Genomic DNA, 26388 nt, shown 5'->3' on the forward strand with positions numbered 1-26388 from the left:
CGATTTGACGTGTTCGAAGTGTACCGCGCGCGGCGTCGTGGCATGCCGGTACGGGTCAGCTGCCGGGCAGCGGATCCACGTGTCCGCATTCACTGCAGGTGCGCAGCTGCAGATCGCCCTGGTAACGGGCGAACACCTTCGGCAGGTCGGTTTCGATGTTCTGCAGGGTGAACCACTCTTCATGCAGCTTGTGATTGCAGCGCTCGCAGTGCCAGACCACGCCATCGCGTTCGTGCGGCAGGCGCCTGCGTTCCACCACCAGCCCGATGCCGCCCGGCGGGCGGCGCGGCGAGTGGGGCACGTTGCCTGGCAGCAGGAAGATCTCGCCCGCACGGATGGGAATGTCCCGGACCTTGCCGTCTTCCTGCACCTTCAGCACCATCTCGCCTTCCAGCTGGTAGAACCACTCCGGGCCCTCGTCGATGTGGAAATCGGTGCGCGAATTGGGGCCGCCGACCACCATCACGATGAAGTCGCCGTCCTCGATCATCTTGTTGCCGACCGGCGGCTTCAACAGGTGCCGGTGTTCTTCGACCCAGCCCATCAGGTTGATCGGTGAAGCAAGCATGCGGATGCTCCGGTTGAGGCTCAGTCGCGCTTGCCCTTGCGCGGGACGAAGGACAGCGCTTTCTCATAACCCGGCTGCAGCGCTTCCGGGCTGTCGACGTCGATGCCCATTTCGCGGACGCGGCCATCGCGCAGGCTGTAGACCCATCCATGCACGGTCAGCTTCTGCCCGCGTGCCCAGGCATCGCGCACGATGGTGGATTGGCAGGCGTTGGCGACCTGCTCGATCACGTTCAGTTCGCACAGCCGTGCGTGGCGCAGGTCCGGATCATCGATCGCATCGAGGATGGCCGAATGCTTCTGGGCCACGTCGCCGACATGCCGCAGCCAGTTGTCGGCCAGGCCGACACGGACGTTGTTGAGGCTGGCATGCACGCCGCCGCAGCCGTAGTGGCCGACGATCAGGATGTGCTTCACCTTCAGCTGGTCCACCGCGTACTGGATCACGCTCAGGCAGTTGAGGTCGGTGTGCGCCACCACGTTGGCCACGTTGCGATGCACGAAGACCTCACCCGGGGCCATGCCGATGATCTGGTTGGCGGGTACGCGCGAATCGGAACAGCCGATCCACAGGTATTCCGGATGCTGCTGCGTGGACAGCCGGTCGAAGAACGCGGGGTCTTCCTGCTGGATCCGGTCGGCCCAGTCGCGGTTGTTCTGCAGCAGCTTTTCAACATCTTTCATGTGGGGTCCCTGACGTGGTGGGGGGCAAGGCGCGGCGGGCAGAGCCGCGTCGTCGCGGGAATCAACGGAATACTTCAGTCGCGCGCGGTGTCCGGCGCGTCCAGGAAACGGCGCATCCACTGCGCCAGCTCGTGCGAGGTGGGGCAGGGCAGCCGTTCCAGTTCGGCGATGACGGCCTGCTGGTTGGCCACCGGGTGGTTCTGGCTGAGCTTCATTTTCAACTGCACGGTGTCCACCAGGAAGCGGAAGCCGATGATGCCGCGCAACTGGCTGCGGTGGTCATCGCGCTGCGCCTCGAACTGCCAGTCACGGCCTACCTTCGCTTCGTACAGATCGCCGGTATCGGCGACCACCGCCGCCAGCGCGTCGGTGTCCTCGAAGCGGTGCAGCTGGCCGCACAGTTCAGCGGCGGCATAGTTCCAGGTCGGCACCCGTGCCATGGCCTCCTTGTCCGGATACCAGGACGCCGACACATACCCGTGCGGGCCGTCCACCAGCACCTTGGCGGGTCCGTCGCGGCGCGATTGCGGATTGGCCCTGGCCCAGTGCCCGCGCAGCTCGATCGCCTGCCCCTGGCGGCGGTACAGCACCGGCAGCCGGGTCAGCTCTGGCAGGCCATCGTCACCGGTGGTGAGCAGGGTAATGAACGCATCGCGGGCAAACAGCGCGTCCAGCCACTGCAGGTCGGTTTCAGCGAAGGCGCGCGGGGTGAACATGAAGCTAGACCGTGCGGCCCAGCGACTGCACCATCAGGCCACGCAGCCCTTCATCGGTGCTGGCCCGGGGCGGCTGCACTTCATGCAGCGAGAAGCCACGCACCAGCGCGTCTTCTTCGTCCAGCCCGTCGTATTCCACGAACTCGGCATCGAACAGCTGCGCGCGCGCGGTGTCTTCACCGTCGTAGCTCAGCGTGTTGCCATCGCTGTCCAGCACTTCGGCGGTGCCGGCCGGGCGGATGCGCAGGCGTGCCCAGATCAGCGTGTTGCCCAGGCTGGCCAGCCACCAGCTGTCCTGCGGAAGGGAGTCGTCATTCATCTCGTGATTACCAGATCGACGCCAGCCAGAGCAGGGCGGCCATGCCCAGTCCGGCCAGCAGGGTCAGCAGCGATACCCAGGCCGGTGTCGCCAGCCCGGACAGCGAGCGGTCCGGCTGCGCGCGATAGTCACGCCGCAACAGCCAGGCCAGTGCTTCGGGCTTGAGGAAGGCACCGCTGCCAAAGCGCTGCGACAACGCCGGATGGCGGTCGCGCAGGTGCACCAGGGTCAGCGGCCAGAAGATCACGAAGGCACTGAACCCGGCGATCGCCACGCCAAAGAAACACAGCGCGAAGAACAGGGTCATGGGGTCGGTACCTCCGTGGATGGAAGGGGATCAGAAGTCGGCGTTGCCCGGGGCGCGCGGGTAGGCGATGGCATCGCGGATGTTGGACAGCCCGCAGACGTACACCACCAGGCGCTCGAAGCCGAGGCCGAAGCCGGCGTGCGGCACCGAACCATAGCGGCGGAAGTCGCGATACCAGCCGTAGTGCTCGCGGTCCAGGCCGAACTGCGCCATGCGCGCATCCAGCACGTCCAGGCGCTCTTCGCGCTGGCTGCCGCCGATGATCTCGCCGATGCCCGGTGCCAGCACGTCCATCGCCGCGACGGTCTTGCCGTCGTCGTTCAGGCGCATGTAGAACGCCTTGATGTGCTCGGGGTAGTTGGTCACCACCACCGGGCGGCCGATATGTTCTTCGGTCAGCCAGCGCTCGTGTTCGGTCTGCAGGTCCAGGCCCCATTCCACCGGGAAATCGAACTTCCGGCCGGAGTTCTGCAGCAGCTGCACCGCTTCGGTGTAGTCGATCTGCTCGAACGGGGCATTGATGAAGTTCTCCAGCTTGCTGATCGCGTTCTTGTCCACGCGTTCGGCCAGGAAGGCGAGGTCGTCGCCACGTTCGTCCAGCACCGCGCGGAACAGGTACTTCAGGAATTCCTCGGCCAGCCGCGCATCTTCGGCCAGGTCGGCGAAGGCGATTTCAGGCTCGATCATCCAGAATTCGGCCAGGTGGCGGGTGGTGTTGCTGTTCTCGGCACGGAAGGTCGGGCCGAAGGTGTAGACCTTGCTCAGCGCCAGGCAGTACGCCTCCACGTTGAGCTGGCCGGACACGGTCAGGAAGGTTTCCTTGCCGAAGAAATCACGGCTGAAGTCGACCTCGCCGCGCTCGGTGCGCGGCAGGTTGACCATGTCCAGCGTGGAGACGCGGAACATCTGGCCGGCGCCTTCGGCGTCGGAGGTGGTGATGATCGGCGTGCTGATCCAGTTGAAGCCGTTCTGGTGGAAGAACCGGTGCACGGCCTGGGACAGGCAGTTGCGGATGCGGGTGACCGCGCCGAACAGGGTGGTGCGCGGGCGCAGGTGCGCCACTTCGCGCAGGAACTCCGGCGACATCGGCTTGGGCTGGATCGGGTAGGTCAGGGGGTCTTCGACCCAGCCGACCACTTCCACGTCGCTGGCCTGGATCTCGAAGGACTGGCCCTTGCCCTGTGATTTGACCAGTGTGCCCTTGGCGATCAGCGAACAGCCGCTGGTCAGGCGCTTGACCTCGTCGAAGTTGGCCAGCGATTCGGCTGCCACCACCTGGATCGGGGCGAAGCAGGAGCCGTCGGTGACGTTGATGAAGGCAAGATTCGCCGAGCCACGCACCGTGCGTACCCAGCCGCGTACCGTGACTTCGCCGCCTTCCGGGATCTTCCCGGCAAGCGCATGTTCAACGCTGACCACCGTCATGACTTGAATCCTCTGCTGATCGACTCGATCTGTGAATTCGAAGTTTACCGGTTGCAGCGTTCCGCTTGCGAGGCATTTCTACTGCCCCGGTGGCCTTTATACTCGTCTCGTACCTTCGTGGAGCTCCATCATGGCCGTCAGCCTGACCCCAGTAGCCTTTGAGCGCGTGCAGCGCTTCGTCGCCCAGACCCCTGGTGCCCTGGGGCTGCGCTTTGGCGTGACCCGCACCGGTTGCTCGGGCTGGGGTCACGTGACCGATCTGGCACGTGACGAGCGCGAGGGCGACCGTGTTTTCGACCAGGACGGGGTGCGCATCTACGTGGACGCGCAGAGCCTGCCGCTGGTGGATGGCACGGTCATCGATTTCGGCAAGCAGGGCCTGAGCGAGACGTTCACGTTCAAGAACCCGAATGCAGCGGCCGAATGCGGCTGCGGTGAGAGTTTCACCACGGATGAGTCGCACCGCTGAGGGCTGGGGGTTTCCGGCCTGCGGCCGGCTTGCTGTAGCAGCAACGGCAACGGCAACGGCAACGTCAAGAGCCTGCAGGGCTGTGTGTTGGCGGGGCGGGGTGGCTGTGCAGGACACGCCGTGCATCCATCCATGGAGGCTCGCTTTTCGCATCCATGCGAAAAGACGGTCCTGCACAGCCACCCCGCCCCACCTTCGACAGGTCCATGGTGGCCTTGGTAGCGCCGACCCATGGTCGGCGGAATGTTCCCGCCAACGGCCCGCTGCGCTCGCCGACCATGGGTCGGCGCTACCGCTTTTCTTTTTTTTCACGCGGCGGGCGGCCCACGGAACCCGTCAGGGGGCCGGGCGGTGGGGCTGGGCGGGGGCGTTGAGCGCCATGGATGGCGCGAATCGAGGCCCGCATGGACGCAGTTCTTGCCGTCCCCCGCACAGCCCCACCGCCCGGCCCCGATCACGCAGACTGCTTTTCGCAGCAGCCCGCCGCGAGGGGGTTTTACCCGTTCGACGCACCCACTGCCAGCGAACCAGCGCCGCGCCGGCGCTCGATCACCACCGACACACCCCACAACAGCAGGCCGGCCGCCGCCGTAGCGGCACCTACGTACCCGGTGGAGGCGTAACCGAAGCCGCCGCCGATGGCCATGCCACCCAGCCACGGGCCCAGCGCGTTGGCCGTGTTGAAGGCGGCATGGTTGGACGCGGCGGCCAGGGTCTGGGCCTCGCCGGCGGCGTCCATCAGGCGGGTCTGCAGGGCCACGGCCAGCGCGCCCATGGTGCCCACCGCAATGATCGCCGGCACCATCGCCCAGGGCGAATGCGCGGCCAGCGGGAACAGCAGCAGGACCACCACCGACCACGCCAGCAGCACGCCGGCGGCGCGGAACTGCAGGCGATCCACCAGCCAGCCCCCCAGCATGTTGCCGATGATCGCGCCCACGCCGAACAGGCCGACGGCCGCAGGCATCCAGCGTTCGTCGATGCCGGTGACGTTGACCAGCGTCGGTGCCAGATACGTGAACACGCAGAACATGCCGGCAAAGCCGATCGAGCCGATCGCCAGCGCCAGCCACACCTGGGTGGTGTTGAACGCACGCAGCTCACGCATCGGGCTGGTACGTACTTCGTTCGGGTCCGGTGCAAGGTGGCGCGACACCATCACCACGGTGGCCAGCGCCAGCAGGCTGACCAGGGCGAAGGCAGTGCGCCAGGTGAACTGCTGGCCAAGCCAGGTGGTAAGAGGATTGCCGACCAGGATCGCGATCGACAGGCCCAGCAGCACTTTCGACACGGCCGCGCCGCGCTGTGCCGGCGGGCTGATCGAGGCCGCCACCAGCATCGCCACGCCGAAATAGGCGCCGTGCGGCAGGCCGGCAACGAAGCGCGCCAGCAGCATGGTGTGGTAGTTGGGGGCCAGCGCGCTGGCCAGGTTGCCGATCGCGTAGAAGCCCATCAGGCCCAGCAGCAGGCTGCGCCGGCTGATACCGGCGCCGGCGAAAGCCAGCACTGGCGCACCCACCACCACGCCGATGGCGTAGGCGCTGATCAGGTGCCCGACCTGCGCTTCTGTGATCGACAGCCCGCGGCTGATGTCCAGCATCAGGCCCATGCTGGCGAACTCGCTGGTACCGATGGCGAATCCGCCCAGCGACAGGGCCAGCAGGATGAAAGTGCGCTGGCGGGGCGACAGCACGGCGGCCAGGGTGGACGTGGCAACCGGGGGAGCGGACGGGTTCACAGGAAAAATCCGGGGCATTTGTACGAGTACGGATTGTACTGCTGCAGCGCAGCACAGTCGCCCGATCTGCGTCCTGCCGGCTGAACGCTGTATCTCTGCCTGCGTCATGGCGCGTTCGGGGGCAGCGCCCGCCGAGCATGGCTCGGCGCTACCGCTTCGGCGGCGCCCGGAATCTGTCAGGGGTCGGGCGGTGGGGCTGGGCGGGGGCGTTGAGCGCCAAGGATGGCGCGAAACGAGGCCCGCAGGATGCGGCTTCTGCCGTCCCCCGCCCAGCGCCACCGCCCGACCCACCTGCAGCCAACCGGACTGCGACTTGCCCCGGCCAACCCCAACAGGCATAATTGCCGGCTTCCTGCGCCCAGCGTAGGAACCCTTGCCCCACCGCCGTCACCACCGCGGGGGGCTGTCCGGCCGAAACGGCCACATCCGAAAGGTATATAAACATGAGTCGTCATTACGAAATCGTGTTCCTGGTCCACCCGGATCAGAGCGAGCAGGTCCCGGCAATGATCGAGCGCTACAAGTCGCTCGTCGAGAACGGCAACGGCACCATCCACCGTCTGGAAGACTGGGGCCGCCGTCAGCTGGCGTACCCGATCCAGAACCTGGTGAAGGCCCACTACGTCATGCTCAACATCGAAGTTGACCAGGCTGTGCTGAGCGAGCTGGTGGAAAGCTTCCGCTTCAACGACGCCGTGCTGCGCAACCTGGTCGTCAAGCGCGATGGCCCGGATACCGAGCAGTCGCTGATCATGAAGAGCAAGGACGAGAAGGGCGACAAGCCCGAGCGTGGCGAGCGTCGTCGTCGTGACGACGAAGAAGGTGAGACCACCACCCCCGCCGCTGACAACGATGCCGGCGACGACGCCGCTTCGGCCGCTTAAGGAGCACTGACATGTCCAAGTTCTTCCGTCGCCGCAAGTTCTGCAAGTTCACCGCCGAAGGCGTGAAAGAGATCGATTACAAGGATCTCAACACCCTGCGCCAGTACCTGACCGAGAACGGCAAGATCGTGCCGAGCCGCGTCACCGGTACCAAGTCGAAGTACCAGCGCCAGCTGGCAACGGCCGTCAAGCGCGCCCGTTTCCTGGCCCTGATCCCGTACACCGACAACCACGACATCTGATGCCGGCGGGCGGCCTCGTGCCGCCCTCCCGCACTGATATTCGGACAGCCATCCGCTGCGGGGCATCGCCTCGCTAACGAATACATTCTGGAGTAACACCATGCAGCTGATCCTTCTGCAGAAAGTCACCAACCTCGGCAACCTCGGCGACCTGGTCGACGTGAAGCCGGGCTACGGCCGTAACTTCCTCGTGCCGCAGGGCAAGGCCGTGCCGGCCACCGAGAGCAACAAGGCCGAGTTCGAAGCCAAGCGCGCCGAGTACGAAGCCAAGGCCGAGTCGATCCATTCCGATGCCGAAGCCCGCAAGGCCAAGCTGGAAGGCAAGTCGGTGACCATCGCGGCCAACGCTTCCACCGAAGGCAAGCTGTACGGCTCGGTCGGCGCGCGCGAAATCGCCGATGCCTTCACCGCTGCTGGCCTGCCGGTCAACAAGAGCGAAGTCATCCTGGGCGAAGGCGCCTTCCGCAACATTGGCGAGTACGACGTCCTGGTGCACCTGCACGCCGACGTTGAAACCACCGTCAAGGTCGTGGTCGAAGCCGAAAAGGCCTGATCCCACGCCGAAAGGCATGGAATCACCAGAACGGGCGCCCGCAGGGGCGCCCGTTTTGTTTTGGCGCGCGCGTCGGCCCCCTGCGTAGAACGCGGCCACATCGGTATACTCGGTGCATTACGCCCGACCGACGGCCCTGATCCCAGCCGGATCAAGGGGTTGGCGGGTAAATGCAGGCCTCACAACGGCCCCGGCCCGGAAACCCTATGCGTCTTTCCACGATCAAGCTGTCCGGCTTCAAGTCCTTCGTCGATCCCACCACGCTGCATCTGCCGACCAACATGACCGGCGTGGTCGGACCGAACGGCTGTGGAAAGTCCAACATCATCGATGCCGTGCGCTGGGTGATGGGCGAAAGCTCGGCCAGCCGCCTGCGTGGTGACTCGCTGACCGATGTGATCTTCTCCGGCTCGGCCGCGCGCAAGCCGGTATCGCAGGCCACCGTGGAGCTGATCTTCGATAACAGCGACCACACCATTTCCGGTGAGTACGCCTCGTTCAACGAGATATCGGTCAAGCGCACCGTCAGCCGCGATGGCAGCAGCAACTATTACCTCAATGGCACCAAATGCCGTCGCCGCGACATCACCGACCTGTTCCTGGGCACCGGGCTGGGCCCGCGCAGCTATTCGATCATCGAGCAGGGGATGATCAGCCAGATCATCGAAGCCCGCCCTGAAGACCTGCGTGTCTACCTGGAAGAAGCCGCCGGCATCTCCAAGTACAAGGAGCGCCGCAAGGAAACCGAGACCCGTATCCGCCACACCCGCGAGAACCTGGACCGGCTGGGCGACCTGCGCGATGAAATCGGCAAGCAGCTTGAACACCTCAAGCGACAGGCGCGCCAGGCCGAGCACTACCAGACGTTGCAGGAGGAGCGCCGGGTCAAGGATGCCCAATGGAAGGCGCTGGAGTTCCGCGGCCTGGATGGCCGGCTCGGCAAGCTGCGCGAAGGGCTGTCACAGGAAGAGACCCGCCTGCAGCAGTTGATCGCCGAACAACGCGAAGCGGAATCGCGGATCGAAACGTCGCGCGTGCGTCGCGAGGAGTCGGCCGAGGCGCTCAATGCCGCACAGGCCGAGGTCTACCAGGTGGGCAGCATGCTGGCCCGGCTGGAACAACAGATCCAGCACCAGCGCGAGCTGTCACAGCGCCTGCACAAGGCGCGCGATGAAACGCAGCAGGCACTGGCCGAACTTGGCCAGCACATCAGTGGCGACGAGGCCCGGCTGAGGGTGCTGCGCGAGGCGGTGGATGCGGCCACGCCGCAGTTGGAACAGCTGCAGGAAGAGAACGAGATCAAGCAGGAGAGCCTGCGCGAAGCCGAAGCCCGGCTGGGTGATTGGCAGGCGCGCTGGGAACAGCACAGCAGCCAGAGTTCGGAAGCATCGCGTTCCGGTGACGTCGAGCGCACCCGCGTGGACTACCTGGACCGGCAGGTGCTGGAAGCCGAACGGCGCCGCGAGACGTTGCAGTCCGAGCGCGCCGGCCTGGACGTGGATGCGCTGGAGGCAGCGTTCGAGCAACTGCACATCCAGCACGACACCCAGAAGACCGCGCTGGACGAGCTGGGCGAACAGGTGGAACTGCGCAAGCAGGAGGTCACGGCCGTGCAGGAGCGCCAGCGCGGCGCACAGAACGAACTGGCCGAACTGCGCAAGCAGGCCAATGGCGTGCGTGGCCGCTTGTCGTCGCTGGAAACCCTGCAGCAGGCCGCACTCGGCCAGGAGCAGGGCGCGGCGGTCGCCTGGTTGAAGGCGCGCGGGCTGGATTCGGCAGGCCGCGTCGGCGAGCGGCTGAAGGTTGAAGCGGGCTGGGAAAACGCGGTTGAAAGCGCGCTGGGTCAGTTGATCGAAGGCGTGCTGGTACAGGCACCGGAACAGCTGGTGGATGCGCTGGGTGAGCTGGGTGATGGCCGCATCGCGCTGGTGGCCGATGATGAAGCGCCGCTGCAGGTGGCTGCTACCTCGCTCGCAGCGAAGGTGCAGGGGCCGGTAGCCATCCGTCGCCTGCTGGCCCGCCTGCATGCTGCCGAAGACCTGGAGCAGGCGCGCGCACTGCAGGCCACGCTGGGCGACGGCGACTCGGTGATCACCCGTGGCGGCGAGCGGCTGGGTGCCGGTTGGGTGCGGGTATCGCGCTCGGGCGCGGCCAAGCAGGGCGCGCTGCTGCGCGAGCTCGAAATCAACACGCTGCGCGAACAGATCGAACAGCTGCAGCAGCGCGAAGCCGAACTGGAGCAGTTGCTGGGTGGCTTCCGTGACCAGCTGCTTGCCGCCGAACAGCAGCGCGAAGACGTGCAGCGCGCGGTGTACCAGGCGCACCGCGGCGTGTCCGAGCTTGCCGGCCAGCTGCAGGGCCAGCAGGGCAAGCTGGAATCGGCGCGCAGCCGCATCGACCGCATCGAAGGCGAGCTGGTCCAGCTGATGGAAACCCTGGAGCTCAACCGCGAGCAGGTGCGCGAGGCGCGCGGCCGGCTGGATGACGCGGTCAGCAGCATGGGCGACCTGGAGTCGACCCGGCAGGCGCTGGAGAACGAACGCCGGCAGCTGACCGAGGCCCGTGACCGGGCCCGCGATGCGGCCCGCAGTGTGCGCGAAGCCGCCCATTCGCTGGCGCTGACGCTGGAATCCCAGCGCGCCCAGGTGGCGTCGCTGAGCCAGGCGCTGGAACGCATGAGCAACCAGCGCGGCCAGCTGGATTCGCGCCTCGGCGAGCTGCACGCACAACTGGACGAAGGCGATACCCCGGTGGAATCGCTGCAGGCCGAACACCAGCATGCGCTGGAAGAGCGCGTGCGTGCCGATGGCATGCTGTCGCAGGCGCGCTCACTGCTGGATGGCATCGACGTGGAGCTGCGCGAGCTGGAGCAGACCCGGCACAAGCGTGACGAACAGGCGCTGGCACAGCGCGAGCGCATTTCGCAGCGCCGGCTCGACCAGCAGGCGCTGGTACTCAATGCCGAGCAGCTGCAGGCGGCGGTGGAGAAGGCCGGCTTCGTGCTGCAGGAGGTCATCGCCACGCTGCCCGAGGACGCCCGCCTGGGCGACTGGGAGCAGACCGTGCAGCAGATCGATGCGCGCATGCGCCGGCTGGAACCGGTCAACCTGGCGGCGATCCAGGAATATGGCGAAGCGTCGCAGCGCTCGGAATACCTGGACGCGCAGAACCTGGACCTGAATACCGCGCTGGAGACGCTGGAAGATGCGATCCGCAAGATCGACCGCGAGACCCGCGGCCGCTTCAAGGACACCTTCGACCGGGTCAACGCCGGCGTGCAGGCGCTGTATCCGCGTCTGTTCGGCGGTGGCCATGCCTACCTGGAACTGACCGGCGAGGACCTGCTGGACACCGGCGTGACCATCATGGCGCGGCCGCCGGGCAAGCGCGTTTCCAGCATTTCCCTGCTGTCCGGCGGTGAGAAGGCGATGACCGCGGTGGCGCTCGTATTTGCGATCTTCCAGCTCAATCCGGCCCCGTTCTGCCTGCTCGACGAGGTGGACGCCCCGCTGGACGAGGCCAACGTCGGCCGCCTGGCCAACATGGTCAAGGAGATGAGCGAGAAGGTGCAGTTCCTGTTTGTCAGCCACAACAAGGCGACGATGGAGGCGGCGCACCAGCTGTCCGGCGTCACCATGCGCGAACCCGGCGTCAGCCGCCTGGTCAGCGTCGACCTGGAAGAGGCGGCGCGGCTGGCCGGGGCGGCCTGATACGCCGCGTGCACGGGGGATTGGTGCATTATTCGCGCCACCCCCGGTGCAAGAAGACCTGCATCGTGCCATTCTTGTCTGAACGTATTTAGCCGGAGACCCAACCGAATGTCCGACACCGCACTGCTGCGCATCGGCATCCTTACCGCCGGCCTGCTGTTGATCGCTGCGATCCTGTTGTTCGGCCGGCCGAAGAAAAAGACCCAGGGACGCCGTGTCGAAGGTGACCCCGGCGCCGATGGCGCCCAGCGCCGCGAGCCGGTGCTGGGCGGCGGCGTCGACGCGGCGGGCGAGGAGCCACGCGACCCTGCCGTCGACGGCGAGCAGGCCGAACTGGGGCTGTCAGACAGCGAAGCCAACGCCAACAGTGACCTCGGCAAGCGGGCCAGCCAGGATTTCGACAAGATCGTTTCGTTGTTCGTGGCCGCGCGCGCCGGCGAACAGCTTCGTGGCGAAGACATCGTGGTGGCGGCGGAAAAGACCGGTCTGGTGTTTGGCCACATGAACGTGTTCCACCGGCTGGTCGAAGGCCACCCTGAGCGCGGTCCGATCTTCTCGATGGCCAGCATCATGAAACCGGGCAGTTTCGACATGGGCACCATCCGCGAGATGGAAACCCCGGCGATCGCGTTCTTCCTGACCCTGCCGGCGCCGCTGACGGCGCTCGATTCCTGGGAAAAAATGCTGCCGACCGTGCAGCGCATGGCCGAGCTGCTGGATGCGGTGGTGCTGGACGACAGCCGCAACGCGCTGGGTCGCCAGCGTATCGCGCACATCCGCGATGATCTGCGCGCCTACGACCGCCAGCACCAGGCGCCACCGCTGACCAAGACGCCGCGCTGGTAAGCGGGATGTTTCCGGCACGCAGGCCGGTGCCCGTGCGGAAGACCTCGGCGAAGCGCTCCGTTTCCGCTTCGCCGTGACGCGCCGCCGCGGCCTGCGCACGCCATGGACGTTAGAATCGCGGTCTGTACAGGAATCACCGGACCCGGCATGAACGTTACTCCCGCCCAGCGTATCGATGCGCTTCGCCGTCAGCTTGCCAGCGCGAACGCGGCCTACAACGAGCGCGATGAACTGCTGATCCCGGATGCCGATTACGACGCGCTGATGCGCGAGCTGGAGGCGCTGGAGCGGGCGCATCCGGAACTTTCGACAGTGGACTCGCCCACCGCGAAGGTCGGCGCACGGCCGTCTTCGCGCTTCGCCGAAGTCACCCATGCCGTGCCGATGTTGTCGCTCGGCAATGCGTTCAGCGATGAGGAAGTCGCCGATTTCGTGCGTCGCATCAGCGAGCGGCTGCGGCGTCCGGCGCTAGCGTTCTCCGCCGAGCCGAAGCTGGATGGCCTGGCGATCAGCCTGCGCTACGAGGGCGGGCAGTTCGTGCAGGGCGCCACGCGCGGCGACGGCAGCAAGGGCGAAGACGTGACCGCCAACCTGCGGCAGATTCGCGATATCCCGGAAAGCTTGCACGGCACTGGCTGGCCCGACGTGCTGGAAGTCCGCGGTGAGGTCTACATGGCACGCGCAGATTTCGAAGCGTTCAACGAACGCGCGCGGCAGCAGGGCGGCAAGGTACTGGCCAACCCGCGCAACGCCGCCGCCGGATCGCTGCGCCAGCTGGACCCGAAGATCAGCGCGCAGCGCCGGCTCAGCTTCTTCGCCTATGGCACCGGCGAAGTGGATGGCGGCGAGCTGCCCGATACCCATTCCCGGACCCTGCAGCAGCTGCGCGGGTGGGGCTTCCCGGTCAGCGAGCTGTGCACGGTGGTGACCGGTACCGACGGCCTGCTGGCCTATTACCGCGACATCGGTGAACGCCGCGACGGCCTGGCGTTCGATATCGACGGCGTGGTCTACAAGCTGGACGACCGCGAAGGGCAACAGGCGATGGGCTTCGTCGCGCGGGCGCCGCGCTGGGCCATCGCGCACAAATTCCCCGCGCAGGAACAGAGCACCACGGTGGAGGCCATCGAGATCCAGATCGGGCGCACCGGTGCGGCCACGCCGGTGGCGCGCCTGGCGCCGGTCGCGGTGGCCGGAGTGATCGTCTCCAACGCTACCCTGCACAACGCCGACCAGATCGCGCGGCTGGATGTGCGCGTGGGCGACAGCGTGATCGTGCGGCGCGCCGGCGATGTGATTCCGGAGGTGGTCAGCGTGATCGCCGACCGCCGTCCTGCCGGCACCACGCCGTGGAGGATGCCGACCCACTGCCCGGTATGCGGGGCGGAAATCGTGCAGGAAGAGGGCGCGATCGCCTGGCGCTGTTCCGGCGAGCTGAGCTGCCCGGCGCAGCGCAAGGAGGCGATCAGCCATTTCGCTTCGCGTCGTGCGATGGACATCGACGGCCTGGGCGGCAAGTACATCGAGACCCTGGTGGATGCGGGTATCGTGCGCGGCGTGGCCGACCTGTACCGGCTGACCCGTGACACCCTGCTGCAGTTGAAACTGGTGCTTGATGCCGAGGATCCCTCCGCGCTGGCCGCCAGCTTCACCCCGCACCTGCCGCCCGATGGCAGTGGCGCAGTGCTCAACGGCGTGCTGAAGATGGACGCAGGCGATGCGGGCTGGCGTGCGCAGGCGCTGGCCCAACCGATCACGTTCAGCTGGAACACGAAGAAGATCGCCACCCGCTGGGCCGACAACCTGGTGGCCGCCATCGAGGCCAGCCGCGAGGCGACGCTGGAGCGGTTGTTGTTCGCGCTTGGCATCGAGCATGTCGGCGAAAGCACGGCGAAAGCGCTGGCGCAGTGGTTCGGCGAACTGGAACTGATCCGCCACCTGCCGTGGCCGCTGTTCAAGCGGGTACCGGACATCGGCGGTGAAGTAGCACGATCGCTGGGTCATTTCTTCGAACAGCAGGGCAACCAGCAGGCCATCGACGATCTGCTGCAGCTCGGCCAGGTGCGCATCACCGATGAGCATCCGCCCAGCGGCAAGCTGCGCGAGGGGCTGGATCTTGCACAGCTGCTGGTGGAGGCCGAGATACCCGGCATCACCCGCCTGCGTGCGGAAAAGCTTGCCGCCGCACTGAGCAGTGCGCAGTCGATACTGGATGCCGAACACGGCCAGTTCGTCAATGCCGGGCTGCCTGACGACACCGCGCGCGGCCTGGCGGCGTGGCTGGACAGCGAAGGCCACGGCGAGCTGCTGCTGCAGGCAGAAGCGAAGATGAAGGAGATCCTGCAGCGCGCGCCGCAGCAGGCCGGGCAGCCCGTCGGGCCGCTGGAGGGCCAGACCGCGGTGCTGACCGGCACGCTGTCCGCGCTTACCCGCGATGTGGCCAAGGAGCGTCTGGAAGCGCTGGGCGCGAAGGTTGCCGGCAGCGTATCGAAGAAGACCAGCTTCGTGGTCGCCGGCACCGAAGCCGGTTCCAAGCTGGACAAGGCCCAGTCGCTGGGCGTGCCGGTGTGGGACGAAGACCAGCTGCTGGCCTTCCTCGCCGCCCACGAATGAAACGTACCAAAGCCGGGTACCCGCCCGGCGGGACCCCTTGAAGGAGAGTCGCATGCAGATCGCACCGCTGGATTTCCGCATGGCCGCCCGCGCCGATGAAGCACAGTTGCTCATCCTGATGCGCGCGTTCTACATCGAAGACCAGATCGCGTTCGACGAGGCGCGCGTGCGCCGCGGGGTCGATGCCTTGCTGGCCGACCCGCGCAATGGCGAGGTGCTGATGCTGCTGGACGAGAACGGCGCGGTCGGCGGTTACGTGGTGATCGCGATGGGCTTCAGCCTGGAGCAGGGCGGGCATTTCGCGCTGCTGGACGAGCTGTACCTGGCGCCGGGTGTACGCGGACGTGGCCGTGGCCGGCAGGCACTGGCGATCGTCGAGCAGCGCGCACGCGCACGCGGTGTCGAACGCCTGCGGCTTGAAGTGAACCGCCACAACGAACTGGCGCGCCGGCTGTACACCGCCACCGGCTACATCGACGATACCCGCGACCTGATGACGCTGCCGCTGGACCATCCGCGCGACGGCCTGCTGTGAGCGCGCTGCTGCAGGCGCTGCGCCAGCGCGCCGCGCTCAACGCGATGGTGCGCCGCTTCTTCGCCGAGCGCGAGGTGCTGGAAGTGGAGACCCCGATCCTGTCGGCGGCAGGCAATACCGAGCCGAACATCGACAGTTTCCATACCGATTTCAGCGGCCATCGCGATGCCGGTGCGCGTCGTCGCTGGCTGCGTACCTCGCCGGAATTCCCGCTCAAGCGATTGCTGGCTGCCGGCGTGGGTGACTGTTACGAGCTCGGCCGGGTGTTCCGCAATGGCGAAGCAGGCGGCCGCCACAACCCGGAGTTCACCATGCTGGAGTGGTACCGGGTGGGCTGGGACCATCACCGGCTGATCGACGAAACCGCCTCGCTGGTGCAACAGGCGCTGGCGTCGGTCGGGCGGGTGGCGACCCTGCAGGTGATCGACTACCGCACGCTGTACCTGCAGCGCATCGGCGTGGATCCGTTCGAGGCGAGCATCGCCGAACTGCGGCTGCCACTGGCCGGCATCCAGATCGATGCCGCGGGCCTGGGGCGGGACGACTGGCTGGACCTGTTGATGACCCACTGCATCCAGCCGCACTTCGATGACACCGTGATGACCGTGGTGCATGACTGGCCGGCATCGCAGGCGGCGCTGGCGCGGATCCGCGACGATACGCCGCCGCGCGCGGAGCGCTTCGAGCTGTACCTGGGGCCGGTCGAGCTGGCCAATGGCTACCACGAACTGGGCGATGCGCAGGAGCAGCGCGCACGCTTCGAAGCTGACCATGCGCGTCGGCAGGCACGTGGGGATGTGCTGCCGCCGCTGGACGAAGCGCTGCTGGCGGCGTTGCCGGCGATGCCCGCCTGCGCCGGCGTCGCGGTGGGCGTGGACCGGCTGCTGATGGCCATGGGGCGTACCGCGCGGATTGCCGACGTGCTCGCATTTGATTTCAGTCGTGCCTGAACGTCGTAACCGGCGCTTGCGGGGGATACGCGATGATGCTCTTATCACGCCGGTTGCCGCATGGTGGCAAACGAACCACGATGACAGGGCGGACGAGTCGTTGAACAAGTTGTTGGCAAGCACGGGGGCCTCGTTGGGCGCGCTGCTGCTCTGGACCGCGCTGCTGCCATCGGCGGCCGCGCAGGGGCAGGGCGGCTATGCCGGCGAGGTGGTGCGTTGCCAGTCGCGCGACCTCGGATGGGTGCACTGCAACATGGATGTCGAAGGGGGCGTGGAACTGGTGCGCCAGCTGTCCGAAAACGCCTGCGTGCGGGGCAGCGAGTGGGGCACCGACCGTTCCGGCGTGTGGGTCACCCTGGGGTGCCGTGCTGAATTCCGCGCGCGCGGTAGCGCCGGCGCCGCAGCACCGGGTGCACCGGCCAAGGTCGTCAGGCGCGTGGTGCGTTGCGAATCCAACGGCCGCCCGCAGAGCTGTCCGGTGCGCCTGGAAGGTGCGCCGGTGCGCCTGCTGCGGCAGAACTCGCGCATGCCCTGCCGTGAAGGCCACAGCTGGGGTTATCGGCGCAACGAAATCTGGACCACGCGCGGTTGCGAGGGTGATTTCGAGATCGGCGCGGCGGACGGCAGTGGCTTCGTCGATGCGCCACGCCGGCTCACCTGTGAATCCAAGGATCGGCGTCGGCGTTTTTGCGGGGCCTCCATCACTTCCGGCGTCAACCTGCTCAAGCAGCTGTCCGGGCGCGCCTGCGAAGAGGGACGCAACTGGGGCTGGGACAAGCGTGGGATCTGGGTGGACGACGGGTGCCGCGCCGAGTTCTCGGTGAACTGAGCGCGCATTACAATGGGCGCATGAACGCGCCCACCGATATCGACTACGCCCGCTACGACCACATCCGCCCGATCCTGTGGACCGGCGATGCCCTGCAACTGCTGGACCAGCGCAAGCTGCCCTTCGTGGTGGAGCACGTTGCCTGCACCACCAGTGACGAGGTGGCCACCGCCATCCACGCGCTGACCGTGCGCGGCGCGCCGGCCATCGGCATCGCCGCTGCCTGGGGCGTGGTGCTGGCCGCACGCGAGGTGCAGGCCGACGACGGCCCGCAGGCCCTGCAGAAGCTGGAACCGGCGCTGCAGCGCCTGAATGCCTCGCGGCCGACGGCGGTGAACCTGGCCTGGGCGCTGGCGCGCATGCGTCGGGTGCTGGGCGCGGCAGGCAATGACTGGCAGCAGGTGCTGGAACGCGAGGCCGAAGCCATCGCCACCGAAGACCTGGCGGCCAATCGGCACATGGGCGCCCTGGGTGCCGGCCTGATCGACGCCGGCAGCGGCGTGCTGACCCACTGCAACACCGGGTCGCTGGCCACCGCCGGCTTCGGTACCGCACTGGGCGTGATCCGCGCCGGCATGGCCCAGCAGCGCATCGCCAAGGTGTTCGCCGGGGAGACCCGGCCGTGGCTGCAGGGCGCACGCCTGACCGTGTGGGAGCTGCAGCAGGATGGCATCGATGCCACCTTGATCGCCGATTCGGCCGCCTCGCACCTGATGAAGACCGGTGCGGTGCAGTGGGTGATCGTCGGCGCCGACCGGATCTGCGCCAACGGGGACACCGCCAACAAGATCGGCACCTACCAGCTGGCCATCGCCGCACGCCACCATGGGGTGAAGTTCATGGTGGTGGCGCCGTCCTCGACGGTGGACATGGATACCGCCGATGGCGGACAGATCGAGATCGAACAGCGTGATCCCGGCGAGTTGTACGGGGTCGGCGGCAGCCGCACCGTGGCCGACGGTATCGCCGCCTGGAACCCGGTGTTCGACGTGACCCCGGGGGAGCTGATCGACGCCATCGTGACCGAGCGCGGGGTGATCCTGGCGCCGGCCGTGGCCAGCATGCGGGCCGCCTTCGGCTGATCCCGGACGGGGCGGCGAAGCGGATGGGGGAGGCAAGCGGGGCAATCGGTCAACAGGTGGACAACCGGTCCCTAAGTTGCTGATTTCTTCCGGTAAAAAGCCGCTGAACAGGGGAGAAAATTCCCGTGCTGTGGTAGACTCCGCCAGTTAATCGAGATTCCGCCGCTGCCGCCCTGAAAAGGGAGTGGCGCGACGGACTGGACCGCTACCAGACAACGGAACCCGAATGGCAGAATCCGCCAAGGAAATCATCCAGGTCAACCTGGAAGACGAGATGCGCAAGAGTTACCTCGATTACGCGATGAGCGTGATCGTGGGACGCGCGTTGCCTGATGCGCGCGACGGCCTCAAGCCTGTGCATCGCCGTGTGCTGTTCGCGATGAGCGAGCTGAACGCACACGCCAACAAGCCTTATTTCAAGTCGGCGCGTATCGTCGGCGACGTCATCGGCAAGTACCACCCGCATGGCGACCAGTCGGTGTATGACACCCTGGTACGCCTGGCGCAGCCGTTCGCGCTGCGTTACATGCTGGTCGATGGCCAGGGTAACTTCGGTTCCGTCGATGGCGACTCCGCCGCGGCCATGCGTTACACCGAAGCGCGCATGTCGCGCCTCGCGCATGAGCTGATGGCCGACATCGACAAGGAAACCGTCGATTTCCAGCTGAACTACGACGAAAAGGAAAGCGAGCCGACGGTCATGCCGACCCGGTTTCCGAACCTGCTGGTCAACGGTTCGGCCGGTATCGCGGTGGGCATGGCGACCAACATCCCGCCGCACAACCTGACCGAATCGATCAACGCCTGCATCGCCTTGATCGACAATCCGCAGATCGATGTCGATGGCCTGATGGAGTACATCCCGGGTCCTGATTTCCCGACCGCGGGCATCATCAACGGCACCGCCGGCATCATCGCCGGCTACCGTACCGGCCGTGGCCGCGTGCGCATCCGTGCCAAGGCGGACGTGGAAGTGGCCGACAACGGCCGCGAGTCGATCATCGTCACCGAAATTCCGTACCAGGTGAACAAGGCGCGTCTGATCGAGAAGATCGCCGAACTGGTCAAGGAAAAGAAGCTCGAAGGCATCAGCGAACTGCGCGATGAGTCCGACAAGGACGGCATGCGCATCTACATCGAAATCAAGCGCGGCGAGTCGGCGGAAGTTGTCCTCAACAACCTCTACCAGCAGACCCAGATGGAGTCGGTGTTCGGCATCAACATGGTGGCGCTGGTCGACGGCCGCCCGCAGTTGTTGAACCTCAAGCAGATGCTGGAGGCGTTCGTCCGCCACCGTCGCGAGGTGGTGACCCGCCGTACCGTGTTCGAGCTGCGCAAGGCGCGCGCCCGTGCCCACGTGCTGGAAGGGCTGACCGTCGCGCTGGCCAACATCGACGAGATGATCGAGCTGATCAAGAGCTCGGCCAACCCGAACGAAGCCCGCGAGCGCATGCTGACGCGCGTGTGGGATCCGGGCCTGGTCGGTTCGCTGCTCGGCGCCGCCGGTGCCGAAGCGTCGCGTCCGGAAGACCTGCCCAAGGGCGTAGGCCTGGTCCAGGGCGGCTACCAGCTGACCGAAGTGCAGGCCACGCAGATCCTGGAAATGCGCCTGCACCGCCTGACCGGGCTGGAGCAGGACAGGCTGACCGACGAATACAAGCAGCTGCTGGAAGTCATCGCCGGGCTGATCCACATCCTGGAAAACCCGGACCGCCTGCTCGAAGTGATCCGCGAGGAGCTGATCAACGTACGCGAGGAATTCGGCGACGCACGTCGTACCGAAATCCGCCACAGCGAAGAAGACCTGGACATCCTCGACCTGATCGCCCCGGAAGATGTGGTGGTCACCCTGTCGCATTCCGGCTACGCCAAGCGCCAGCCGGTCAGCGCGTACCGCGCGCAGCGTCGTGGCGGTCGTGGCCGCAGCGCGGCGTCGACCAAGGAAGAGGATTTCATCGAGCAGCTGTGGCTGGTCAACACGCATGACACGCTGCTGACCTTCACCAGCGCCGGCAAGGTGTTCTGGCTGCCGGTGCACCAGTTGCCCGAAGCCGGTTCCAATGCGCGCGGGCGCCCGATCATCAACTGGATTCCGCTGGAACCGGGCGAGCGGGTGCAGGCGGTGCTGCCGGTGCGCGAGTATGCCGAAGGACAGTTCGTGTTTTTCGCCACCCGCAACGGTACGGTCAAGAAGACCCCGCTGGGTGAGTTCGCCTTCCGCCTGGCGCGCGGCAAGATCGCCATCAACCTGGACGACGGCGATGCCCTGGTGGGCGTCGGCCTGACCGACGGTGCACAGGACATCCTGCTGTTCGCTTCCAATGGCAAGACCGTGCGCTTCGGCGAAGACAAGGTCCGTTCGATGGGCCGTACCGCTACCGGCGTGCGCGGCATCAAGATGGCCAAGGGCGAAGAAGTGGTCAGCCTGATCGTCGCCGAAAGCGCCGGCGGGATCGAGGACGAGAACGAGGACGATACGGGCGTGGAGGACACCAGCGTGGACAACGGTGATGCCGTGGTCGAGGTCGGTGACGAGGCGGGCATGAAGTTCATCCTGACCGCGACCGAGAACGGCTACGGCAAGCGCACCCCGCTGCCGGAGTATCCGCGCAAGGGACGTGGCACGCAGGGCGTGATCGGCATCCAGACCACCGAACGCAACGGCAAGCTGGTCGCTGCGGTGCTGATGGGTCCGGCCGACGAAGTGCTGCTGATCTCCGACGGCGGGACCCTGGTGCGGACGCGTGGCTCGGAAATCAGCCGGGTCGGCCGCAACACCCAGGGCGTCACCCTGATCCGCCTGTCCAAGGAAGAGAAGCTGCAGGCGGTGGAGCGGATGGACGCCTTCATCGAAGCCGACGAGGAGCAGGAAGGGGCGGTCGATGCTGCGGCGATCGAGCCGGCGGCTGCTACCCCGGCCGCAACGGACGAGACGCCGTCGCAGGACTGACCGCTCTCTTGGTGGTCAACGGAAGACGCCGGCCCAGTGCCGGCGTTTTTCGTTACGCAGGATCGGTAGTGTCGAGCTTGCTCGACACTGCGGTAGTTCCCCACACTGCGGTGCGCGCCCTACGGTACCTGGCCATGGCTTTCGCCACGGATGCTGGAGCCATGTCCAGTCAGCTTCGCATCGGCCGGGTTTCGCTTACGGGGACTTATTACTCCATCACCACTGTCACGGCACAACGGTCGCCTTGCTTCGTTGATCCCACGCTCGCTGCGCTGATGATGGAACAGCTTGAGCGAAGCGATCGGTCCGGCCTGACGCGCTCATTCGCTCGAGTGGTCATGCCCGACCATCTGCATTGGGTGATGCAGCTGAAAGACGGAAGGCTGTCGCGCTGCGTGCAATCATTGAAGTCCCGTTCCGCGATCGCGATCAATTCAGCTCGCGTGGGCGAAGGCACGGTATGGCAACGGGGCTACTACGATCATCTCATCCGGGACGGCAACATGAAGCCAGTGCACGCGCAGCGCTCCGCGACGCGGTAATCTTGCGGTCCGCTGTTGAAGGAATTCCCTGTGCGTACCGTGCACGCTCTGCGCTATGTCACTCCGCTCCGCGAAGGCGGGTCGTTGCCGGCGATCGTCGAAACCGACGATGAGGGCATGGTCGTGCTCAAGTTCCGGGGTGCAGGCCAGGGTCCAAAGGCACTGATCGCTGAGCTGATCGCCGGGGAGATGGCGCGCACGCTGCAGCTTCCGCTGCCGGAGATCGTGTTCGTCGAACTGGATGCCGAGTTCGCCCGCACCGAGCCCGATCCGGAAATCCAGGAGCTGATCCGCGCCAGCGAAGGGCTCAACCTGGGCAGTGATTACCTGCCCGGTGCGATCAACTACGACCCGGCCGCGATGCCGGTGGATGCTGAGCTGGCCTCGCGGATCGTCTGGTTCGATGCGCTGGCCAGCAACGTGGACCGCACCGCGCGCAACCCGAACCTGATGGTGTGGCACCGCAAGCTCTACCTGATCGACCACGGTGCGGCGATGTACTTCCACCACGATTGGGCGACGGCGGGACAGGCCTGCGAGAAGCCGTTCGTGCTGATCCGCGACCATGTCCTGCTGCCCTTCGCCAGCCGGATCGCCGAGGTCGATGCCGAACTGGCAGCGCGCCTGCCGGATCACGAAATCGAACGCATCGTCAGCCTGGTGCCGGACGCCTGGCTGGTCGACGAGCCTGCATTCGATACGCCGGCCGCCTACCGCCAAGCCTACGTCGACTACTTCATCCATCGCCTGCGCGTGCGCGCGGCCTTCGTCCAGGAGGCCGTCCGTGCCCACGCTGCATACCTATGATTACGCGGTGATCCGGGTCGTTCCCCGGGTCGAGCGCGAAGAGTTCATCAACGTCGGAGTCATCGTCTCCTGCCCGGGCGCCAGGCACCTGGAGGCGGCGATCGAGATCGATCCGGCGCGCCTGCACGCCTTTGCTCCCAGCCTGGACCTGGAGGCGTTGCGGCCCTGGCTGGATGCCATCGTGGCGATCTGCCGCGGGGAAGCCGGCGCCGGGCCGATCGCGCAGTTGCCGGCGCGTGCGCGCTTCCACTTCCTCACCGCCAAGCGCAGCTCGGTGGTGCAGATGTCGAGCACGCATGTCGGCCGCACGGCAGATCCGGCGGGCGTGGTGGAGCACCTGCTGACGAAGATGGTGCGCGTACCGACCGGATGAGCCCACATGGGCCGCTGCGCTCGCCGACCACGGGGTTGCGGGTCCTGCGCGGATACCAGGATGGCCGGGAGCGCCGAGGGCAGCACGCAGCCGTTGATCACCGCCCAGCACTCCGGTCCAGGCCCGGTCCTTTCGTTGATCATGGCGCGTGCCCGCGCACGTGCTCGATCAGCGCGCGCAGCTTGGCCGGTTGGTTGTGCCGGTTCGGGAAATACAGGAAAAAGCCCGGGAACGGGGGCAGGTACTCGTCCAGCATGGTGACCAGTTCGCCACGGGCCAGGTAGGGCGCGAAGGTTTCCTGCATGCCGAAGGTGATGCCGCCGCCGGCCAGTGCGGAGCGCACCATCAGCAGCATGTCATTGGTGGTCAGCTGCGGTGCCACGGTCACGTCGAAGTCGCGCCCGTCTTCAACGAACTCCCACCGGTACGGGGCCACCTGCGGTGAGGGGCGCCAGCCGATGCAGCGGTGCCGGGCAAGCTCACGCGGGTGGGCCGGCGTACCGTGCTCGGCCAGGTAGGCCGGCGTGGCCACCACGACTTCGCGCTGCGGTCCGGTCAAGGGAATGGCCACCATGTCCTGTTCGATCACCTGTCCCAGCCGCACGCCGGCATCGAAGCCGGCCGCGACGATGTCCGATTCATCATCGGTCACGGTGACATCCAGGGTGATGCCGGGATACCGACGCATGAAGTCGGCAATCAGCGGCCCGGACAGGAAGCGTTCGGCGATGGAGGTCACCGCGACGCGCAGCAGGCCGTGCGGCTGGCCGTCGCTGGCGGTGTCTTCGATGGCCGCAGCGACCACGCGCAGCGGGCCGGCAATCTGGCGGTGCAGCTGTTCACCGGCTTCGGTCAGCCGCACGCTGCGGGTGGAGCGCTGTACCAGCGCGATGCCCAGGCTGTCTTCCAGGCGTCGGATGCCCTGGCTTACCGCAGACCGGGTCACCCCCAGGCGATCGGCCGCCACGCGGAAGTTGTGGCCTTCGGCGACGGCCAGGAACAGGCGCAGGAGGTTGAGGTCGGTATCCATTGGTTACCGATACTAACCATTCTGTCCAGCGTACAGGGAATTCCGTGGACGCCGCGCTCCTCATAGGCTGGCAGCTCCTTCAAACAGACAGCTTCCAGGAGCCTGCCATGAACCTCATCCAGGACAAGATCATCGTCATCACCGGTGCCAGCAGCGGTATCGGCGAAGCCACCGCACGGCTGCTCGCGCGCAGCGGCGCCACCGTGGTGCTGGGCGCCCGCCGCGTTGATCGCCTGCAGCAGGTGGTGGCCGACATCCAGGCCGAGGGCGGCACGGCGGTCGCGCACGCGCTGGATGTCACCGCGCGTGAGCAGGTGCAGGACATCATCGACCGCACGGTTGCCGCGTACGGACGGGTCGACGTGATCATCAACAATGCGGGCGTGATGCCGCTGTCGCCGCTGGCCGCGCTGAAGGTCGAGGAGTGGGACTGGATGATCGACGTCAACATCCGTGGCGTGCTGCACGGCATCGCCGCGGTGCTGCCGCAGATGCAGGCGCAGGGCCACGGCCAGGTGATCAACATCGCCTCGATCGGTGCGCATGCGGTGTCGCCCACCGCAGCGGTCTACTGCGCTACCAAGTACGCAGTCTGGGCACTCTCCGAAGGCCTGCGCCAGGAGAGTCCTGCGATCCGGGTGACCACGATCAGCCCGGGCGTCACCACCTCCGAACTGGCCGAGAGCATCTCCGATGCGCAGGGGCGCGAAGAAATGCGCAGCTTCCGCGCCACCGCCATTCCCGCAGAGGCGGTGGCGCGCGCTATCGCGTTCGCCATCGCCCAACCCGCCGACGTGGATACCAGCGAGATCATCATCCGGCCTACGGCCAGCCCGTACTGAGTCCGACGCGCGCGCTCAAACCGGGACCGGTGCGTCCGCCGCGATCAGTTTGAGCTGCTTCAGCTCGGCCCAGAAATCGGCCGGGATCGCGATCGCCATCGACTCCACGTTGGCGCGCACCTGCTCCGGCGTACGCGCGCCGGGGATGATCGAAGAGACCACCTGCGGGGCATCGGCGAACTGGAGGGCGGCGGTGCGGATGTCGATGCCGTGGCGCTCGCAGACTTCGGCGATCTTCGCGCGTTTGGCGGGCGCCCATTGCGGGATCGGACCGCCATACAGATAGCGCTCGCGTCCGGTGAGGTAGCCGGCCAGCAACGGTGAACCGACCATCACCGACACGCCCTTTTCCGCCAGCCTGGGGAAGGTGTCGTGCAGGGTGGCTTCGTGATCCAGCAGCGAGTACTGGCAAGCCAGGAGCATGATGTCCGGATCGGCTTCTGCTACCGCGCGCAGCGCCGGCTGGGGCCGGTTCACGCCAAAGCCCCAGCCCTTGATCAGGCCTTCTTCGCGCATCCTGGTCAGTTCGGGCATGGCACCGCGCAGTGCCTCGGAAAAACGCTGTTCCCACGGCATGCCGAGGTCTTTTTCGTTCTCCGGCGAGAGATCGTGGATGTAGACGATGTCCAGCTGGGAGACGCCAAGCCGGTTGAGGCTGTCTTCAACCGAACGCCGCGCGCCATCAGCGGAGTAGTCGTATCGATAGTGGAACGGGGCGGGGTCATGCCAGTTGGTTTTCTGCAGCGGGCCGGCGGTGCCGGTCAGCAGGCGGCCGACCTTGGTGCTGAGCGTGTACGCATCGGCGGGATGGGTGTGCAGTTCGTGGCCCATCCGCCGTTCGCTCAGGCCCAGCCCGTACCACGGCGAGGTATCGAACAGGCGCACGCCCGCCGCCCACGCCGCCGCCATCGTGGCATCGGCCGCCTCGCGGGTGGTCGGTGCCAGGCTGCCGCCAAGCGGCGCCCCGCCCAGTCCCAGCCGAGTGGGTGGACGGTAGCGGCTGCCCTTGGGCGTTGCACGCGGGGTGGCCTGGTTGCCCGTGCGCGGGGTGCCGCGGGTGGGCAGCACGCTGCCCGGTGCCGGCGATTGGCCGAACAGGGGAGAGGCGGCCATCATCGCCGCGCTGGCCGCGGCAATCGAAAGGAACTGACGACGTGAGTTCACTGGTGTCTCCTGTGGAGGAAGGCGTTCAGGGCGCTCGCAAGCCGTTCGACCATAGCGTGGGGACGTGTCAACGCGGTGGGAACGGCATCGCACCGCGACCGCTGATGACGATCGTCGGTGGGTGACGACCGTTGGTCGTCACGCTGTTGCTTTCCGCTGCGCTCGCCGAGCATGGCTCGGCGCTACCAGGGCGCGTGCGGTCCGGTAGTGA

At 66.7% G+C, this 26388-nt stretch carries 25 protein-coding genes; 16 read left to right on the forward strand and 9 right to left on the reverse strand.

The genetic code is table 11. The features are described 5' to 3' along the window. Positions 1-55 precede the first annotated feature (55 nt). The 6 genes from ACI2JH_RS15460 to asnS all read right to left on the reverse strand — a co-directional run bounded on the left by ACI2JH_RS15460 (position 56) and on the right by asnS (position 4018). Positions 56-568: a 3-hydroxyanthranilate 3,4-dioxygenase gene (locus tag ACI2JH_RS15460; protein ID WP_404736629.1), complete on the reverse strand. Its 513-nt coding sequence runs from the start codon at positions 566-568 to the stop codon at positions 56-58. Positions 569-588: 20 nt separating this feature from the next. After that, positions 589-1251, reverse strand: a complete 663-nt coding sequence (gene can / locus ACI2JH_RS15465; protein ID WP_042614893.1) for a carbonate dehydratase — start codon at positions 1249-1251, stop codon at positions 589-591. A 74-nt stretch (positions 1252-1325) separates the two neighbouring features. Beyond that, the gene (locus ACI2JH_RS15470; RefSeq protein WP_404736630.1) at positions 1326-1967 is read right to left on the reverse strand and encodes an FMN-binding negative transcriptional regulator; all 642 of its coding nucleotides are present in this window, start codon (positions 1965-1967) and stop codon (positions 1326-1328) included. A 4-nt stretch (positions 1968-1971) separates the two neighbouring features. Then, positions 1972-2286, reverse strand: coding sequence for a hypothetical protein (locus tag ACI2JH_RS15475; RefSeq protein ID WP_057507927.1), 315 nt, complete (start codon positions 2284-2286; stop codon positions 1972-1974). Between the two features lie 7 nt (positions 2287-2293). After that, positions 2294-2593, reverse strand: coding sequence for a hypothetical protein (locus ACI2JH_RS15480; RefSeq protein WP_042614896.1), 300 nt, complete (start codon positions 2591-2593; stop codon positions 2294-2296). A 30-nt stretch (positions 2594-2623) separates the two neighbouring features. Continuing rightward, positions 2624-4018: an asparagine--tRNA ligase gene (gene asnS, locus ACI2JH_RS15485; protein WP_404736631.1), complete on the reverse strand. Its 1395-nt coding sequence runs from the start codon at positions 4016-4018 to the stop codon at positions 2624-2626. Positions 4019-4148: 130 nt separating this feature from the next. On the opposite strand from asnS, the gene ACI2JH_RS15490 reads away from it, so the two are divergent. Next, positions 4149-4487 carry an iron-sulfur cluster assembly accessory protein gene (locus tag ACI2JH_RS15490; RefSeq protein WP_101100562.1) on the forward strand — a complete coding sequence of 113 codons (339 nt, stop codon included), beginning with the start codon at positions 4149-4151 and terminating at the stop codon, positions 4485-4487. Between the two features lie 496 nt (positions 4488-4983). Here the strand turns inward: ACI2JH_RS15490 and ACI2JH_RS15495 are convergent, their stop codons facing one another. Next, positions 4984-6243: an MFS transporter gene (locus ACI2JH_RS15495; RefSeq protein WP_101100561.1), complete on the reverse strand. Its 1260-nt coding sequence runs from the start codon at positions 6241-6243 to the stop codon at positions 4984-4986. Positions 6244-6668: 425 nt separating this feature from the next. Here ACI2JH_RS15495 and rpsF point away from each other — a divergent pair, with 425 nt between their 5' ends. From rpsF to ACI2JH_RS15565, 14 genes are all read left to right on the forward strand, one after another. Beyond that, complete coding sequence (rpsF, locus tag ACI2JH_RS15500) at positions 6669-7109, forward strand: 30S ribosomal protein S6 (protein WP_042613984.1); 441 nt, start codon at positions 6669-6671, stop codon at positions 7107-7109. 11 nt (positions 7110-7120) lie between these two features. Further along, on the forward strand, positions 7121-7351 hold the full coding sequence (gene rpsR / locus ACI2JH_RS15505; protein ID WP_005926280.1) for a 30S ribosomal protein S18: 231 nt from the start codon (positions 7121-7123) through the stop codon (positions 7349-7351). Positions 7352-7451: 100 nt separating this feature from the next. Beyond that, on the forward strand, positions 7452-7904 hold the full coding sequence (rplI, locus tag ACI2JH_RS15510; RefSeq protein WP_042613983.1) for a 50S ribosomal protein L9: 453 nt from the start codon (positions 7452-7454) through the stop codon (positions 7902-7904). A gap of 206 nt (positions 7905-8110) precedes the next feature. Further along, complete coding sequence (gene smc, locus ACI2JH_RS15515; RefSeq protein ID WP_404736632.1) at positions 8111-11614, forward strand: chromosome segregation protein SMC; 3504 nt, start codon at positions 8111-8113, stop codon at positions 11612-11614. 108 nt (positions 11615-11722) lie between these two features. Continuing rightward, positions 11723-12460 (forward strand): cell division protein ZipA, encoded by a 738-nt coding sequence (gene zipA / locus ACI2JH_RS15520; RefSeq protein ID WP_182656776.1) that lies wholly within the window; start codon positions 11723-11725, stop codon positions 12458-12460. A gap of 147 nt (positions 12461-12607) precedes the next feature. Then, the gene (gene ligA / locus ACI2JH_RS15525; RefSeq protein WP_404736633.1) at positions 12608-15073 is read left to right on the forward strand and encodes an NAD-dependent DNA ligase LigA; all 2466 of its coding nucleotides are present in this window, start codon (positions 12608-12610) and stop codon (positions 15071-15073) included. 52 nt (positions 15074-15125) lie between these two features. Beyond that, positions 15126-15608, forward strand: coding sequence for a GNAT family N-acetyltransferase (locus ACI2JH_RS15530; protein WP_404736634.1), 483 nt, complete (start codon positions 15126-15128; stop codon positions 15606-15608). After that, the gene (epmA, locus tag ACI2JH_RS15535) at positions 15605-16558 is read left to right on the forward strand and encodes an EF-P lysine aminoacylase EpmA (protein ID WP_404736635.1); all 954 of its coding nucleotides are present in this window, start codon (positions 15605-15607) and stop codon (positions 16556-16558) included. The genes ACI2JH_RS15530 and epmA overlap by 4 nt, the downstream gene beginning before the upstream one ends. A gap of 133 nt (positions 16559-16691) precedes the next feature. Further along, positions 16692-17387 (forward strand): DUF3011 domain-containing protein, encoded by a 696-nt coding sequence (locus ACI2JH_RS15540; RefSeq protein WP_404736654.1) that lies wholly within the window; start codon positions 16692-16694, stop codon positions 17385-17387. A 20-nt stretch (positions 17388-17407) separates the two neighbouring features. Beyond that, positions 17408-18469 (forward strand): S-methyl-5-thioribose-1-phosphate isomerase, encoded by a 1062-nt coding sequence (mtnA, locus tag ACI2JH_RS15545; RefSeq protein WP_404736636.1) that lies wholly within the window; start codon positions 17408-17410, stop codon positions 18467-18469. A gap of 226 nt (positions 18470-18695) precedes the next feature. Beyond that, complete coding sequence (gene gyrA, locus ACI2JH_RS15550; protein ID WP_319278449.1) at positions 18696-21419, forward strand: DNA gyrase subunit A; 2724 nt, start codon at positions 18696-18698, stop codon at positions 21417-21419. Between the two features lie 161 nt (positions 21420-21580). Beyond that, a complete protein-coding gene (locus tag ACI2JH_RS15555) occupies positions 21581-21961 on the forward strand; it encodes an REP-associated tyrosine transposase (RefSeq protein ID WP_404736637.1) in 381 nt (126 codons plus the stop codon). Between the two features lie 30 nt (positions 21962-21991). Beyond that, positions 21992-22768, forward strand: a complete 777-nt coding sequence (locus tag ACI2JH_RS15560; RefSeq protein WP_319278451.1) for a HipA family kinase — start codon at positions 21992-21994, stop codon at positions 22766-22768. Then, the gene (locus tag ACI2JH_RS15565; protein WP_101100552.1) at positions 22746-23141 is read left to right on the forward strand and encodes a DUF3037 domain-containing protein; all 396 of its coding nucleotides are present in this window, start codon (positions 22746-22748) and stop codon (positions 23139-23141) included. Before ACI2JH_RS15560 ends, ACI2JH_RS15565 begins: the two co-directional genes overlap by 23 nt. A 139-nt stretch (positions 23142-23280) precedes the next feature. Here ACI2JH_RS15565 and ACI2JH_RS15570 read toward each other — a convergent pair whose 3' ends face one another. Continuing rightward, positions 23281-24171, reverse strand: coding sequence for a LysR family transcriptional regulator (locus ACI2JH_RS15570; RefSeq protein ID WP_101100551.1), 891 nt, complete (start codon positions 24169-24171; stop codon positions 23281-23283). 107 nt (positions 24172-24278) lie between these two features. On the opposite strand from ACI2JH_RS15570, the gene ACI2JH_RS15575 reads away from it, so the two are divergent. Continuing rightward, positions 24279-25013, forward strand: a complete 735-nt coding sequence (locus tag ACI2JH_RS15575) for an SDR family oxidoreductase (RefSeq protein WP_101100550.1) — start codon at positions 24279-24281, stop codon at positions 25011-25013. 15 nt (positions 25014-25028) lie between these two features. Here the strand turns inward: ACI2JH_RS15575 and ACI2JH_RS15580 are convergent, their stop codons facing one another. Further along, a complete protein-coding gene (locus tag ACI2JH_RS15580; RefSeq protein ID WP_404736638.1) occupies positions 25029-26177 on the reverse strand; it encodes an aldo/keto reductase in 1149 nt (382 codons plus the stop codon). Positions 26178-26388 lie beyond the last annotated feature (211 nt).

The organism is Stenotrophomonas sp. NPDC078853 (assembly GCF_044901215.1).
GTDB classification, from domain to species: domain Bacteria; phylum Pseudomonadota; class Gammaproteobacteria; order Xanthomonadales; family Xanthomonadaceae; genus Stenotrophomonas; species Stenotrophomonas lacuserhaii.

Excerpts from the sequence above, each read along its gene's own strand:
- ACI2JH_RS15460 (WP_404736629.1), bottom strand. The coding sequence starts at position 568 with ATGCTTGCTTCACCGATCAACCTGATGGGCTGGGTCGAAGAACACCGG.
- can (WP_042614893.1), bottom strand. The coding sequence starts at position 1,251 with ATGAAAGATGTTGAAAAGCTGCTGCAGAACAACCGCGACTGGGCCGAC.
- ACI2JH_RS15470 (WP_404736630.1), bottom strand. The coding sequence starts at position 1,967 with ATGTTCACCCCGCGCGCCTTCGCTGAAACCGACCTGCAGTGGCTGGAC.
- ACI2JH_RS15475 (WP_057507927.1), bottom strand. The coding sequence starts at position 2,286 with ATGAATGACGACTCCCTTCCGCAGGACAGCTGGTGGCTGGCCAGCCTG.
- ACI2JH_RS15480 (WP_042614896.1), bottom strand. The coding sequence starts at position 2,593 with ATGACCCTGTTCTTCGCGCTGTGTTTCTTTGGCGTGGCGATCGCCGGG.
- asnS (WP_404736631.1), bottom strand. The coding sequence starts at position 4,018 with ATGACGGTGGTCAGCGTTGAACATGCGCTTGCCGGGAAGATCCCGGAA.
- ACI2JH_RS15490 (WP_101100562.1), top strand. The coding sequence starts at position 4,149 with ATGGCCGTCAGCCTGACCCCAGTAGCCTTTGAGCGCGTGCAGCGCTTC.
- ACI2JH_RS15495 (WP_101100561.1), bottom strand. The coding sequence starts at position 6,243 with ATGCCCCGGATTTTTCCTGTGAACCCGTCCGCTCCCCCGGTTGCCACG.
- rpsF (WP_042613984.1), top strand. The coding sequence starts at position 6,669 with ATGAGTCGTCATTACGAAATCGTGTTCCTGGTCCACCCGGATCAGAGC.
- rpsR (WP_005926280.1), top strand. The coding sequence starts at position 7,121 with ATGTCCAAGTTCTTCCGTCGCCGCAAGTTCTGCAAGTTCACCGCCGAA.
- rplI (WP_042613983.1), top strand. The coding sequence starts at position 7,452 with ATGCAGCTGATCCTTCTGCAGAAAGTCACCAACCTCGGCAACCTCGGC.
- smc (WP_404736632.1), top strand. The coding sequence starts at position 8,111 with ATGCGTCTTTCCACGATCAAGCTGTCCGGCTTCAAGTCCTTCGTCGAT.
- zipA (WP_182656776.1), top strand. The coding sequence starts at position 11,723 with ATGTCCGACACCGCACTGCTGCGCATCGGCATCCTTACCGCCGGCCTG.
- ligA (WP_404736633.1), top strand. The coding sequence starts at position 12,608 with ATGAACGTTACTCCCGCCCAGCGTATCGATGCGCTTCGCCGTCAGCTT.
- ACI2JH_RS15530 (WP_404736634.1), top strand. The coding sequence starts at position 15,126 with ATGCAGATCGCACCGCTGGATTTCCGCATGGCCGCCCGCGCCGATGAA.
- mtnA (WP_404736636.1), top strand. The coding sequence starts at position 17,408 with ATGAACGCGCCCACCGATATCGACTACGCCCGCTACGACCACATCCGC.
- gyrA (WP_319278449.1), top strand. The coding sequence starts at position 18,696 with ATGGCAGAATCCGCCAAGGAAATCATCCAGGTCAACCTGGAAGACGAG.
- ACI2JH_RS15555 (WP_404736637.1), top strand. The coding sequence starts at position 21,581 with ATGTCCAGTCAGCTTCGCATCGGCCGGGTTTCGCTTACGGGGACTTAT.
- ACI2JH_RS15570 (WP_101100551.1), bottom strand. The coding sequence starts at position 24,171 with ATGGATACCGACCTCAACCTCCTGCGCCTGTTCCTGGCCGTCGCCGAA.
- ACI2JH_RS15575 (WP_101100550.1), top strand. The coding sequence starts at position 24,279 with ATGAACCTCATCCAGGACAAGATCATCGTCATCACCGGTGCCAGCAGC.